Annotated in this window: 13 protein-coding genes; 9 read left to right on the forward strand and 4 right to left on the reverse strand. The window is 62.2% G+C overall.

The genetic code is table 11. The annotated features are described in order from the left end of the window. The first annotated feature begins 144 nt into the window (after nucleotides 1–144). On the forward strand, nucleotides 145–1,266 hold the full coding sequence (locus tag ACSQ22_RS19655) for a 3-deoxy-7-phosphoheptulonate synthase (RefSeq protein WP_436131297.1): 1,122 nt from the start codon (nucleotides 145–147) through the stop codon (nucleotides 1,264–1,266). A 105-nt stretch (nucleotides 1,267–1,371) separates the two neighbouring features. Continuing rightward, entirely contained in the window at nucleotides 1,372–1,683 is a 312-nt protein-coding gene (locus ACSQ22_RS19660; protein ID WP_055395047.1) for a hypothetical protein, read from the forward strand. A 48-nt stretch (nucleotides 1,684–1,731) separates the two neighbouring features. On the opposite strand, the gene mpl is transcribed toward ACSQ22_RS19660, so the two are convergent. Continuing rightward, entirely contained in the window at nucleotides 1,732–3,156 is a 1,425-nt protein-coding gene (mpl, locus tag ACSQ22_RS19665; RefSeq protein WP_436131298.1) for a UDP-N-acetylmuramate:L-alanyl-gamma-D-glutamyl-meso-diaminopimelate ligase, read from the reverse strand. A 174-nt stretch (nucleotides 3,157–3,330) separates the two neighbouring features. Between mpl and ACSQ22_RS19670 the strand changes: the two genes are divergently transcribed. The 7 genes from ACSQ22_RS19670 (at nucleotide 3,331) to ACSQ22_RS19700 (ending at nucleotide 10,049) form a co-directional block, all read left to right on the forward strand. After that, complete coding sequence (locus tag ACSQ22_RS19670) at nucleotides 3,331–3,930, forward strand: hypothetical protein (RefSeq protein ID WP_121421126.1); 600 nt, start codon at nucleotides 3,331–3,333, stop codon at nucleotides 3,928–3,930. After that, nucleotides 3,927–4,508, forward strand: coding sequence for a TlpA family protein disulfide reductase (locus ACSQ22_RS19675; protein WP_121508592.1), 582 nt, complete (start codon nucleotides 3,927–3,929; stop codon nucleotides 4,506–4,508). Before ACSQ22_RS19670 ends, ACSQ22_RS19675 begins: the two co-directional genes overlap by 4 nt. 235 nt (nucleotides 4,509–4,743) lie before the next feature. Continuing rightward, nucleotides 4,744–5,199 carry an acetyl-CoA carboxylase biotin carboxyl carrier protein gene (gene accB / locus ACSQ22_RS19680; protein ID WP_121421124.1) on the forward strand — a complete coding sequence of 152 codons (456 nt, stop codon included), beginning with the start codon at nucleotides 4,744–4,746 and terminating at the stop codon, nucleotides 5,197–5,199. Between the two features lie 7 nt (nucleotides 5,200–5,206). Continuing rightward, nucleotides 5,207–6,556, forward strand: coding sequence for an acetyl-CoA carboxylase biotin carboxylase subunit (gene accC / locus ACSQ22_RS19685; protein WP_055395037.1), 1,350 nt, complete (start codon nucleotides 5,207–5,209; stop codon nucleotides 6,554–6,556). Between the two features lie 76 nt (nucleotides 6,557–6,632). Further along, a complete protein-coding gene (gene prmA / locus ACSQ22_RS19690; protein WP_436131299.1) occupies nucleotides 6,633–7,535 on the forward strand; it encodes a 50S ribosomal protein L11 methyltransferase in 903 nt (300 codons plus the stop codon). 56 nt (nucleotides 7,536–7,591) lie between these two features. Continuing rightward, on the forward strand, nucleotides 7,592–9,127 hold the full coding sequence (locus ACSQ22_RS19695) for a zinc-ribbon and DUF3426 domain-containing protein (RefSeq protein ID WP_436131300.1): 1,536 nt from the start codon (nucleotides 7,592–7,594) through the stop codon (nucleotides 9,125–9,127). Nucleotides 9,128–9,152: 25 nt separating this feature from the next. Next, a complete protein-coding gene (locus ACSQ22_RS19700) occupies nucleotides 9,153–10,049 on the forward strand; it encodes a carbohydrate kinase family protein (RefSeq protein ID WP_436131301.1) in 897 nt (298 codons plus the stop codon). 137 nt (nucleotides 10,050–10,186) lie between these two features. Here ACSQ22_RS19700 and ACSQ22_RS19705 read toward each other — a convergent pair whose 3' ends face one another. Genes ACSQ22_RS19705 through ACSQ22_RS19715 form a run of 3 tightly spaced genes read right to left on the reverse strand, consistent with a single transcriptional unit; the run spans nucleotide 10,187 to nucleotide 12,157 of the window. After that, on the reverse strand, nucleotides 10,187–10,774 hold the full coding sequence (locus ACSQ22_RS19705; protein ID WP_055395059.1) for a hypothetical protein: 588 nt from the start codon (nucleotides 10,772–10,774) through the stop codon (nucleotides 10,187–10,189). After that, nucleotides 10,774–10,938 (reverse strand): hypothetical protein, encoded by a 165-nt coding sequence (locus tag ACSQ22_RS19710; RefSeq protein ID WP_158603296.1) that lies wholly within the window; start codon nucleotides 10,936–10,938, stop codon nucleotides 10,774–10,776. Before ACSQ22_RS19710 ends, ACSQ22_RS19705 begins: the two co-directional genes overlap by 1 nt. Before the next feature lie 22 nt (nucleotides 10,939–10,960). Continuing rightward, entirely contained in the window at nucleotides 10,961–12,157 is a 1,197-nt protein-coding gene (locus ACSQ22_RS19715; protein ID WP_121508596.1) for a ribonucleotide-diphosphate reductase subunit beta, read from the reverse strand. Nucleotides 12,158–12,174: the final 17 nt, after the last annotated feature.

Here is a 12,174-nt window from a genome sequence, read left to right on the forward strand (position 1 = left end):
TCCCCGGCGGATGAGAGGAAAACGCGCAAGCAAACACAACCTTCCCATACCAACCGCCGACGCTGCAAAGCCCGGCGGTTTTTGTTTTTCTGCCCTCTCGTTTTTTCATCCCTCCCACTACTTTTACTCCACGAGGAAGCAACCATGACGGCCGCCACCACCCCGACCAGCGATGCCTGGTACCGCAGCGTCGAGAAAACCAGCCAGACCGACGACGAACGTATCAAGGACATTACCGTGTTGCCTCCTCCCGAGCATCTGATCCGCTTTTTCCCGATCCGTGGAACGCCGGTCGAGACGCTGATCACCCAGACCCGCAAGAACATCCACAACATCATGGCCGGCAAGGATGACCGCCTGCTGGTGGTGATCGGCCCATGCTCCATCCACGATCCGGCTGCCGCTGTGGAGTACGCGCGCCGCCTCATGGCCGCGCGCACGCAGTACGCCGACACCCTGGAAATCGTGATGCGGGTGTACTTTGAGAAGCCACGCACCACGGTGGGCTGGAAGGGCCTCATCAACGACCCGTACCTCGACGAAAGCTACCGCATCGACGAAGGCCTGCGCATTGCGCGCCAGCTGCTGATCGAAATTAACCGCCTGGGCATGCCCGCCGGCAGCGAGTTCCTGGATGTGATTTCGCCCCAGTACATCGGCGACCTCATCAGCTGGGGCGCCATTGGCGCCCGCACCACAGAAAGCCAAGTGCACCGCGAGCTGGCCTCCGGCATCTCGGCGCCCATCGGCTTCAAGAACGGCACGGATGGCAACATCCGCATTGCCACCGACGCGATCCAGTCGGCCAGCCGGGGCCACCACTTCCTGTCGGTGCATAAAAACGGCCAGGTGGCCATCGTCAACACCAAGGGCAACAAGGATTGCCACGTGATCCTGCGCGGCGGCAAGACGCCCAACTACGACGCTGCCAGCGTGGCCGCTGCCTGCAAGGACCTCGAAGCCGCCAAGCTGCCCGCCACCCTGATGGTGGACTGCAGCCATGCCAACAGCAGCAAGCAACATGAAAAGCAGCTCGACGTGGCGCGCGACATCGCCGCTCAGCTCGCCGGTGGCTCGCGCAGTGTGTTCGGCCTCATGATCGAGAGCCACCTCACCGCCGGTGCCCAGAAGTTCTCACCGGGCAAGGACCAGCCCGGCGCGCTGGAGTATGGCAAGAGCATCACGGACGCCTGCTTGGGCTGGGACGATTCGCTGACGGCGCTGGCTGAGCTGTCTGACGCCGTGAAGGCGCGCCGCGCGCGGTGATCCGCGCCGCTGGCCGAAGGCCCTAAACTGGAAGCCCGTGGCGGGCCGTGCAAGGGAGCACTGCAGTCGCTGCCACGGTTTCAGTAGATAGAAAGGCAAACCATCATGCACAGCGAAGTGTCGGTCCGTCTGGCCGGAAACCAGGAATTCCGTTTTGATCTGGAGGGCGCCGAGCCCATGGGCCACGAGGCTGGCAGGCGCTGGCTGGATGATCAGTTCACCGCGCTCGATTGCGAACCCCTGCGCGCCAGCGGCAAGGTGCTGCTGGCGGACAAGGTGCTCACAGTGGCCCGCGCTGCGGGGGCTTCGTTGCTGGCCGACCCGGCATGGTCCCGTGACTTTGCTCGCGCTGCCAGCGCGGCGCTCGCCAAGCCCGTGGTGCGCGTGGACGTCCCGGGCATGGCGGTATCGTTCTGATTTTTGAAGAAAATCAGGCCCTGGCGCTTGCCTGGTAAGTGTTGGCAGCTATTTATTTTGTAGCGATTCCAGCAGTTTGGCGTGGATGCCGCCAAATCCCCCGTTGCTCATGCATACGATGTGATCCCCCGGGCGGGCTGCCGCTGTGACCTGTTGTACCAGGGTGTTGATGTCGGCAGCGGTTTGCGCCCGCAGGCCTGGGCCCACGCCCAGGGGGGCGAGGGCCTGCGCTGCGTCCCAGTCCAGCCCGGCCGTGTGGCAGAACGCGAGGTCGGCAGGCTCCAGCGCCCACGGCAGTTGGGCCTTCATGGCGCCCAGTTTCATGGTGTTGCTGCGGGGCTCGAACACCGCCAGGATGCGCGCACCCTGGCCCAGGCTGCGGCGCAGGCCGTCCAGCGTGGTTCTCAGGGCGGTGGGGTGGTGGGCAAAGTCGTCATACACCGCAACGCCATTCACGGTGCCGCGCAGTTCCATGCGCCGCTTCACGTTCTGAAAGGTGGCCAGTGCCGTAGCGGCCTGCTCGGGGCTCACGCCCACATGGTGAGCGGCGGCAATGGCCGCCAGTGCGTTGAGCTGGTTGTGCACGCCGGTCAGCGCCCACTCCACCCGGGCGGCCTTGCGCCCCTGGTGCAGCACGTCGAATGCCTGGGGATCGCCTTCGGCGGAAAAGTCGCTGACGGCTTCGCCGAAGCTGGCCACTTCGCTCCAGCAGCCCGTGTGCAACACGCGGGTGAGGCTTTCTTCGAGACCGTTGACCACCACACGGCCCGATGGCGGCACCGTGCGCACGAGGTGGTGAAACTGCCGCTCGATGGCGGCCAGGTTGTCAAAGATGTCTGCGTGGTCGAACTCCAGGTTGTTCAGCACCGCAGTGCGAGGGCGGTAGTGCACAAACTTGCTGCGCTTGTCGAAGAAGGCGGTGTCGTATTCGTCAGCCTCGATCACGAACAGCGGCGCGGCCCCCAGCGGCGCACTGCCGGGTGATGGTCGCCGGGGCGCCCCCAGGCGGGCGGACACGCCGAAATTCAGCGGTACTCCGCCAATCAGAAAACCTGGCTGCTGCCCGGCGCTTTCCAGAATCCAGGCCAGCATTGAGGTGGTGGTTGTCTTGCCATGGGTGCCAGCAACCGCCAGCACATGGCGGCCTTGTAGTACATGCTCGGCCAGCCACTGCGGGCCGCTGGTGTAGGGCAGGCCTGCGTCCAGGATGGCTTCCATCAACGGAAACTTGGGCGAGCCGTCAGGCAGGCGGACGCGGCTGACCACGTTGCCGATGACAAACATGTCGGGCTGCAGGGCCAGTTGGTCGGCGCCAAAACCTTCGATCAGATCGATGCCCAGGGCCCGCAATTGGTCGCTCATCGGCGGGTAAACGCCAGCGTCGCAACCCGTCACCTTGTGGCCTGCCTCGCGCGCGAGCGCGGCCAGGCCGCCCATGAACGTGCCGCAGATGCCCAGTATGTGTATATGCATGGGCGCAGATTCTAAGGTTCAATAAATAACAGGCCCCCAGCGCTTGGTGGATAAGCGCGAGAAGCTATGAAAAATATAGTGACCCTGGGCATATCTAGGGGTAACCCGTAGTCCAGGCAGGTGCTTCGGGCCACAATGCGGTTTCTTTCCCTGCCACCACCATCCCCTACCGCCATGCACACACCTTTGAGCGACGAAATCGCCCACACCACGGCCCGGCTGGTGGTGGAAGAGGGCCTGGAATGGGGCCCGGCCAAGCGCCGTGCGCTGCGCCAGATGGGCCTGCCTGCCCGCACGCCCCTGCCGAGCAACGACCAAGTCGAGGCCGCCGTGCGGGAGTACATCCAGCTCTTTTGTGCCGATACGCAGCCGCATGAGCTGCGGGCGCTGCGCCAGCTGGCCCTCGTGTGGATGGAGCGCATGGCGGCCTTCCGTCCCCATCTGGCGGGGGCTGTATGGCATGGTACAGCCACGCGCCTGTCCGACATTTACCTGCAGTTGTTCTGCGATGACTCCAAATCTGCAGAAATAGCGCTCATCGATCACCATGTGGACTACGAGCCACGCACGGTCACCGGTTTTCATGGTGAGTCGGTCGAAGCGCTGAGCCTGGGCAGCAAGTCGCCCGAACTCAATGAGATGATCGGGGTGCACTTGATGATCTATGACCTCGATGACCTGCGCGGCGCATTGCGCCCGGATGCCCAAGGGCGTGTGCCGCGCGGTGACATGACCGCCGTTCGGCGCCTGCTCCAGGAAACCCCTGCCCCATGACAAGCCCTTCCGATCGCCCTGAGTCCATCCCTGCCACCAGCGATGCGCAACCGTCGGCCGCACGTAGGCGACTGCTGTACGCCGGGGTGGCAGGCGCTGCAGCGTTGGGTGGTGCCGGCCTGGCATGGTGGAAGTTCCAGCCCCATGCCATGGAGCATGGGGTGGAAGAAGCGCTCTGGGCGATGGAGTTTGAAAAGCCTGAAGGGGGCGTGGTGGCGCTGAAGTCTCTGGCTGGCAAGCCGCTGCTGCTGAACTTCTGGGCCACCTGGTGCCCGCCCTGTGTGGAAGAGCTGCCCATGCTCAATGCTTTCTATCGCCAACAGGCGCCGAACGGATGGCAAGTTCTGGGATTGGCCATCGACCAGCCCTCTGCCGTGCGCAAGTTTCTGCAGCGTATTCCGCTGGAGTTCCCCGTGGGCCTTGCCGGACTGGGCGGTACCGACCTGGGGCGATCACTGGGCAACCTTACCGGTGGCCTGCCGTTTACCGTGGTGCTCGGGGGCAATGGACGTGTCCTGCACCGTAAAATGGGGCAAATCACCCCGCAAGACCTCCAGCTGTGGGCGCCTCTGCGCTGATCGACCAAACCTTCTGTTCGGCATTTTTGTAGGCCCCGGCTGGGTATCGACATGATGTAGTTCATCAAAAATACCTGTGGAAGACGGAGATAGGCTGAAATTGGAGTAAATTCGCGCCCTATTCAGTCATGACTTGCGCAAAGCAGGGCTCAGGCAGGCGGCTCGCCCAACGCGAGGCGGCTACTGCGTCCCGATTGGCGTAAGTCCTATCAGTTTTATAGCCGTTGGAGCTCCCATGGATCTGCGAAAACTCAAAACCCTCATCGATCTCGTGTCCGAGTCGAACGTATCTGAACTCGAAATCACGGAAGCCGAGGGCAAAGTCCGCATCGTCAAGAGCGTGGGTGGTGTCGTTCAGCAGTACGTCCCCGCCCCGATGCAAGCGCCTGCGCCCCCTGCGTCTGCCGCCGCCCAAGTTGCCGAGTTGCCTGCGCCCTCGGCCCCTGCAGTCCCTGCTGGCCACATCGTCAAGTCACCCATGGTGGGCACGTTCTACCGTTCGTCCAGCCCTGGCGCCAAGGCTTTTGTTGAAGTCGGCAGCCAGGTCAAGGAAGGCGAAACCATCTGCATCATCGAAGCGATGAAGATCCTCAACGAAATCGAGGCTGACAAGTCGGGCACCGTCACCCGCATCCTGGGTGAAAACGGTCAGGCCGTGGAATACGGCCAACCTTTGTTCGTCATCGAATAAGGCGCGCATGTTCAAGAAAATCCTGGTCGCAAACAGAGGGGAGATCGCCCTTCGTATCCAACGCGCCTGCCATGAACTGGGTGTCAAGGCCGTGATGGTCTACTCCGAGGCCGACCGCGACGCCAAATACGTCAAGCTCGCCGAAGAAGCGGTGTGCATCGGCCCAGCGCCCTCGCCGTTGTCCTACCTGAACATGCCAGCCATCATCTCGGCCGCCGAGGTGACCGACGCCGAGGCCATTCACCCCGGCTATGGCTTCCTGTCTGAGAACGCAGATTTCGCCGAGCGCGTGGAAAAGAGTGGCTTCCAGTTCATCGGCCCCACCCCCGAGTCGATCCGCATCATGGGCGACAAGGTGTCGGCCAAGCAGGCCATGATCCGCGCAGGCGTGCCCTGCGTGCCGGGCTCCGAGGGCGAACTGCCCGATGACCCGGTGCAGATCCGCCGCATCGCCAAGGCCGTGGGCTATCCGGTGATCATCAAGGCCGCAGGCGGCGGTGGTGGCCGTGGCATGCGCGTGGTGCACACCGAAGCTGCCTTGGTCAATGCGGTGCAGATGACCAAGGCCGAAGCGGGCGCTGCGTTTGGCAATCCTGCGGTGTACATGGAGAAGTTCCTCCAGAACCCGCGCCACATCGAAATCCAGATCCTGGCCGACAAGCACCGCAATGCGGTGTATTTGGGCGAGCGCGATTGCTCCATGCAGCGTCGCCATCAGAAGGTCATCGAAGAGGCTCCAGCCCCCGGCATCCCCCGCAAACTGATCGAGAAGATCGGCGAGCGCTGCGTGGCCGCGTGCAAGAAGATCGGCTACCGTGGCGCGGGCACGTTCGAGTTCCTGTACGAAAACGGCGAGTTCTACTTCATCGAGATGAACACCCGTGTGCAGGTGGAACACCCCGTCACCGAGTGGATCACCGGCGTGGACATCGTGAAGACGCAGATCATGGTCGCGGCGGGCGAGAAGCTGCCGTTCACCCAGCGCCAGATTGAGATCCGGGGCCATGCCATCGAGTGCCGGATCAATGCGGAAGACCCTTACAAGTTTATTCCGTCGCCCGGGCGTATCACCACGTGGCATCCACCAGGCGGCCCCGGCGTGCGTGTGGATTCGCATGCGTACACCAACTACTTTGTGCCGCCCAACTACGACTCGATGATCGGCAAGATCATCGTGCACGGCGACACGCGCGAGCAGGCCCTGGCCCGCATGCGCACGGCGCTGTCCGAGACGGTGATCGAAGGCATCAACACCAACGTGCCGCTGCACCGCGAGCTGATGGTGGACGCCAAGTTCATGGCCGGTGGCACCAACATCCATTACCTGGAAGAGTGGCTGTCGCAGCACAAGCGCTGACATCGTATTGCGCAGTCATTCACATGCTGGCTCCTGGCAACGGGTGCCAGCATTTCACTTTTTCTGAGAGGCTTCTATGTTTGAGCTGAGTCTGATGTGTCCCGAGGACCGGATCGAGGCGGTCAGCGATGCGCTGGATGCGCTGGATGCGCTGAGCGTTTCGGTGGAGGATGCTGATGCCCAGACCGACGCCGAGCAGGCCTTGTTTGGTGAGCCTGGCATGCCGCCGCCCAAGGACGGCTGGCAGCGCAGCAGGGTGGTGGCGCTCTTTCCTTCGGAGGTGGCAGCCCGGGAGGCCCAGCAACTGCTGGTGGTGCAGGACTTTTTTGCGGGCTGCCAGGTGCTGGGGGTTGCCCACGTGCCCGAGCAGGACTGGGTGCGGCTCACGCAATCGCAATTTGCGCCCGTGGACATCACACCGGATTTTTGGATTGTTCCTACCTGGCACGAACTGCCGGCCGAGGCAAAGCGCAGCATCCGGCTGGATCCGGGCCTGGCGTTTGGCACCGGCACCCACCCCACGACGCGCATGTGTCTGCGCTGGATTGCCCGTAACGGTGCCACCGAGTCGTCCATGGGCAACCCGCTGGGCCGGGTTCTGGACTATGGCTGTGGCTCTGGCATCCTCGCCATTGGTGCGGCCAAGTTTGGTGCCACGGACATCGATGCGGTCGATATTGATCCTGCGGCGGTCGAGTCCACCGCGCTGAATGCACAGGCCAATGACATGCGGCTCCACGCGGGACTGCCCGACAAGGCACGGGGTGAATACCAGACGGTGCTGGCAAACATTCTTGCCACCCCCTTGCGCGTGCTGGCGCCCCTCTTGTGCAGCCACGTCGCGCCCGGCGGGAATCTGGTGCTGGCAGGCATTTTGGAACGCCAGGCTGAGGAGTTGAAAGAGGCATATGCTCCCTGGCTTCAGCTCGATGTGGCGGATACAGAAGATGGCTGGATATTGATGACCGCCCGACGCTAAGACGGGGCCGAAGCCCGCTTCGCCGGGGTCGCACGCGCCTCTACAATCCATCGCTGATGAGCCAGATCACTCGCTGCCCGTCCTGCTCTACCTCATTCAAGGTGGTGGCGGACCAATTGCGCATCTCGCAAGGGTGGGTGCGTTGTGGTCAATGCAAAGAGGTGTTTGATGCTTCGGCGCACCTGCTTCCAGCGGCTCCACCAGCGTTGTTGCCCGATGTCTCGTTGACCGACATACGTCCGCCATCCATGCCGGTGGCGCGCAAGGCAGAGACGGGGCGGTCATGGGGTGAGCCGCCTTCTTCGCCACCGGTTGCCCCATCTGCGGAGACGCTATCGCCAGCCTCCGAAAAACCAGCGTTTTCGCTGTTCCCCACAGGTGCTTCCGACGTAATGGCGGGGTTACCGGATGCACAGGCCCAGGTGGTGGCTCCGGTTCTGGAGGTTCCTCAGCCTGCGGTGCCCGCGTTTCTCTCTGCGGCGGCCGGGGCGGTGGCACCCGGTGCCGATGCGGGAATCGGCCCCCTCACTCCTTTTGCCTGGCGCCCGGACTCCGTGCGCAATGTGCCAACAACGGGCGGGGATGTTGCAGGGATGCGGAGCGATGCCGTCGCCTTGCCTCCTTTGGCCTTTCCCGAGGTGGCTGCTGATAGGCCATCCTCTTTGCCCAAGGGGGATCACCCCACTGCCTCGTTGTCAGCCGTCTTGCCCGGTGCAGGCGATGGAACATCACTCCCTGCAGGGTATGAGTTACCTGCTGCTGCTCTTCGAGACGGCGAAGAGGTGGCTGCCGATCCAGCTGCAGCCGTGGCGTTGACCCCGATGGGATACCCTGCACTGGAGTTGCCTACCAAGACGGCGTTGCCGGTGGAAGGTGCGGAGCCGGAAGAGCGGGCTGAAGAGACCGTGCCGCCGGTGGGTTTTGCGCAGCCCGCGACGCCTGAACCCGAGCCGGAGGCACTTGCGCTGGTGGAAGACCATTCGCCCGCAGCCGTGTTGCAGGCATCGACTCGCAAGCGATCCTCGGTCCGAAAGGCGTCGGATGCCGTTGACGAGGACGATGACCCTGAGGCCGGACAGGAAGTCAGCTTTGTAGTCGCTGCGCGGCGCAAGGCGTTCTGGCGCAGGCCGATGGTGCGCACGGTGCTTGGAATGCTGCTTTTGATGTCTGTGGCGGGGCTTGCGCTGCAGTTCGCTGTTCAGGAGCGTGACCGCCTTGCCGCGATGGATGCGCGTGCCAGGCCATGGTTGATGGCGTTGTGCGCTCCCTTGCACTGCGAGATCGCGCCGCCGCGCCAGATTGCGGATGTGGTCATCGACAGTTCTTCGTTCAACAAGGCCCGAGGTGATAGCTATCAACTCGCGCTGACCATGAAGAGCAAGGCCTCGATACCTCTGGCCATGCCCGCCGTCGAGTTGACGTTGACCGATGCGCAGGACCAGCCAGTGCTTCGGCGTGTGCTTTTGCCCACCGACATGGGGGCTCCCATGGAGTTGACTGCAGGGGGCGAGTGGAGTGCGTCCGTGTCAGTGATTGTGACCACCGGCGGAGCGCGTGTTGCTGGCTATCGGTTGCTGGCGTTTTATCCCTGATTTTTTACCAACCTACTTCTTTGATATGGCTGCCCTCATTTGTGGTTCTCTGGCGTTCGACACCATCATGACCTTCGAGGGCCGTTTTGCCGAGCAGATACTGCCCGACCAGCTGCACATCCTGAACGTCTCTTTCCTGGTGCCTTCGTTGCGGCGCGACTTTGGTGGTTGTGCGGGCAACATTGCGTATAGCCTCAAGTTGCTGGGCGGTGAGCCATTGCCAATGGCCATGCTGGGCAGCGATGGCGCAGACTATCTGCAGCGCCTGGAATTGCTGGGTATCAGTGCGCGCCATGTGGGGCAGGTCCAGGACACCTACACCGCACAAGCCATGATCATGACGGACCGTGACAACAACCAGATCACCGCCTTCCACCCTGGGGCGATGATGCAGGCACATGTGAACCGCATCGAGGCAGATGTGGGGGTGAGCGTGGGGATCATCGCGCCGGATGGTCGTGACGCCATGCTTGAACACGCGGCCCAGTTTGCGGCGGCCGGTATTCCTTTTGTATTTGACCCGGGCCAGGGCTTGCCCATGTTCAATGGCGAAGAGCTGGCGCGGTTCGTGGACCAGGCTTCCTGGGTGACGGTCAATGACTACGAGGGGAAAATGCTTTGCGACCGCACGGGCTGGACGCTTGCAGAGATTTCGAACAAGGTAAAGGGGCTTGTGGTGACGCTGGGGGCGGAGGGTTGCGAGGTCTGGGTGGATGGTCAGAAAACCCATGTACCCGCCGTGGTGCCAGCCCAAGTGGTGGATCCTACGGGGTGTGGTGATGCTTGGCGGGGCGCGTTGTTGTTCGGCCTGGAAAAGGGCTGGCCGCTGGTGCGTTGCGCCGAGCTGGGCAACCGGGTGGGAGCCCTCAAGATTGCGCAGCGGGGCCCGCAAAACTACACACTGGATTTCATCCCCGCGTAATTGGGCCAGCTTTCCATGAAGTCACGGGGCGCCATTGCTGCCGGCTTCTTGTGTTGCACGGCGTGTGGTGTGCAACACGAACAGGCACAAAAAAACCCGGTGCGCAGGCACCGGGTTGAGCGTGTGATACGCCAGGATTAAGGCTTGTTGCCCGTAGGGAAGGGCCAGGCTGCCTGAGGATTCAGGGTGGTCTGTGCTGCTGGAGCAGCTGCCGCAGGGGCAGGCGCCTTGGGGGCCTTCTTGGCCGGTGCAGCTTTTTTTGCAGGCGCCTTGGCGGGAGCGGCCTTCTTGGCAGCCGTTGCCTTCTTGGCGGGAGCCGCCTTCTTGGCTGGGGCGGCAGGCTTCTTCGCTGCTACTGCCTTCTTGGCGGGAGCGGCTTTCTTTGCCGGTGCTGCTGCCTTCTTGGCAGGTGCGGCCTTCTTCGCTGCTACTGCCTTCTTGGCGGGAGCGGCTTTCTTTGCCGGTGCTGCTGCCTTCTTGGCGGGTGCGGCCTTCTTCGCTGCTACTGCCTTTTTGGCGGGAGCGGCTTTCTTTGCCGGTGCTGCTGCCTTCTTGGCAGGTGCAGCCTTCTTCGCTGCTACTGCCTTCTTGGCGGGAGCGGCTTTCTTTGCCGGTGCTGCTGCCTTCTTGGCAGGTGCAGCCTTCTTCGCTGCTACTGGTTTTGCAGGTGCAGCTTTTTTCGCTGGGGTCGCCTTCTTAGCGGCTGGTTTTTTCGCAGTTGCCATCATGTTCTCCTTGGGTCAATTTGCAAAGAGCACTTCCTGTCTGCAGTGGACACGAAGCGATCCATGGCGATGGAGAAATCCCCATCGCCATGAACACGGGAACGCCCTGCACCGCAACGCACTGCAGCGCTGCTTGTGGTGGTGGGCGTGGTGTAAAAATCCATGGTGGTGTGTTGCGAAAAGGCGCTAGTCCCAGGACAGCGCACCACCGGACTGGTATTCAATAACCCGGGTCTCGAAGAAGTTGCGTTCCTTCTTGAGGTCAATCATCTCGCTCATCCACGGGAACGGGTTTTCTTCATTGGGAAACAGCGTCTCCAGCCCGATTTGTGTGGCACGGCGGTTGGCGATGTAACGCAGGTATCCCTTGAACATCGATGCATTCATGCCCAGCACGCCGCGCGGCATGGTGTCTTCCGCGTAGCGGTACTCGAGTTCAACCGCCTTGAGGAACAGCGCCTTGATCTCGGCCTTGAATTCAGCGGTCCACAGATGGGGATTTTCCAGCTTGAGCTGGTTGATCAGGTCAATGCCAAAGTTGCAGTGCATCGACTCGTCGCGCAAGATGTACTGGTACTGCTCGGCGGCGCCAGTCATCTTGTTCTGGCGGCCCAGTGCAAGGATCTGTGTGAAGCCGACGTAGAAGAACAGGCCTTCCATCAGGCAGGCAAACACGATCAGCGACTTGAGGAGCGTCTGGTCGGTTTCGGGCGTGCCAGTGTGGAAGTTCGGATCCATGATCGCCTCGATGAAGGGGATCAGGAACTGGTCTTTGTCGCGGATGGACTGGACTTCGTTGTACGCGTTGAAAATCTCGCTCTCATCCAGCCCCAGCGATTCCACGATGTACTGATAGGCGTGCGTGTGGATAGCTTCTTCAAAGGCCTGGCGCAGCAGGAACTGGCGGCACTCTGGCGCCGTGATGTGGCGATAGGTGCCCAGCACGATGTTGTTGGCAGCCAGCGAGTCTGCCGTGACAAAGAAGCCCAGGTTGCGCTTGATGATGCGGCGTTCGTCATCGGTCAGGCCATTGGGGTCCTTCCACAACGCGATGTCGCGCGTCATGTTCACTTCCTGAGGCATCCAATGGTTGGCGCAGGTGGCCAGGTATTTTTCCCAGGCCCACTTGTATTTGAACGGGACCAGCTGATTGACATCCGTCTGCCCGTTGATGATGCGTTTGTCGGCAGCGTTCACGCGGCGTTGCGTGGCTGCGGCAGGTGTTGCGTGCGGTGCTGCAGAGGCAGTCATCGATGCGTGCACTTCCTGCAGTGAGGGGGTTTGGAAAGGCAAAGGCGGCTGTCCCGCCGGGTGGCTTTGGTTCAGTCCACCGTCCAGTTGATTTTGCGATGAGGGCTTGACTTCTTCGTCCCAGGTCAACATAGATTTTCCAGTGTTCG

This window comes from Acidovorax sp. LjRoot38 (genome assembly GCF_964252975.1).
GTDB classification, from domain to species: domain Bacteria; phylum Pseudomonadota; class Gammaproteobacteria; order Burkholderiales; family Burkholderiaceae_C; genus Acidovorax; species Acidovorax facilis.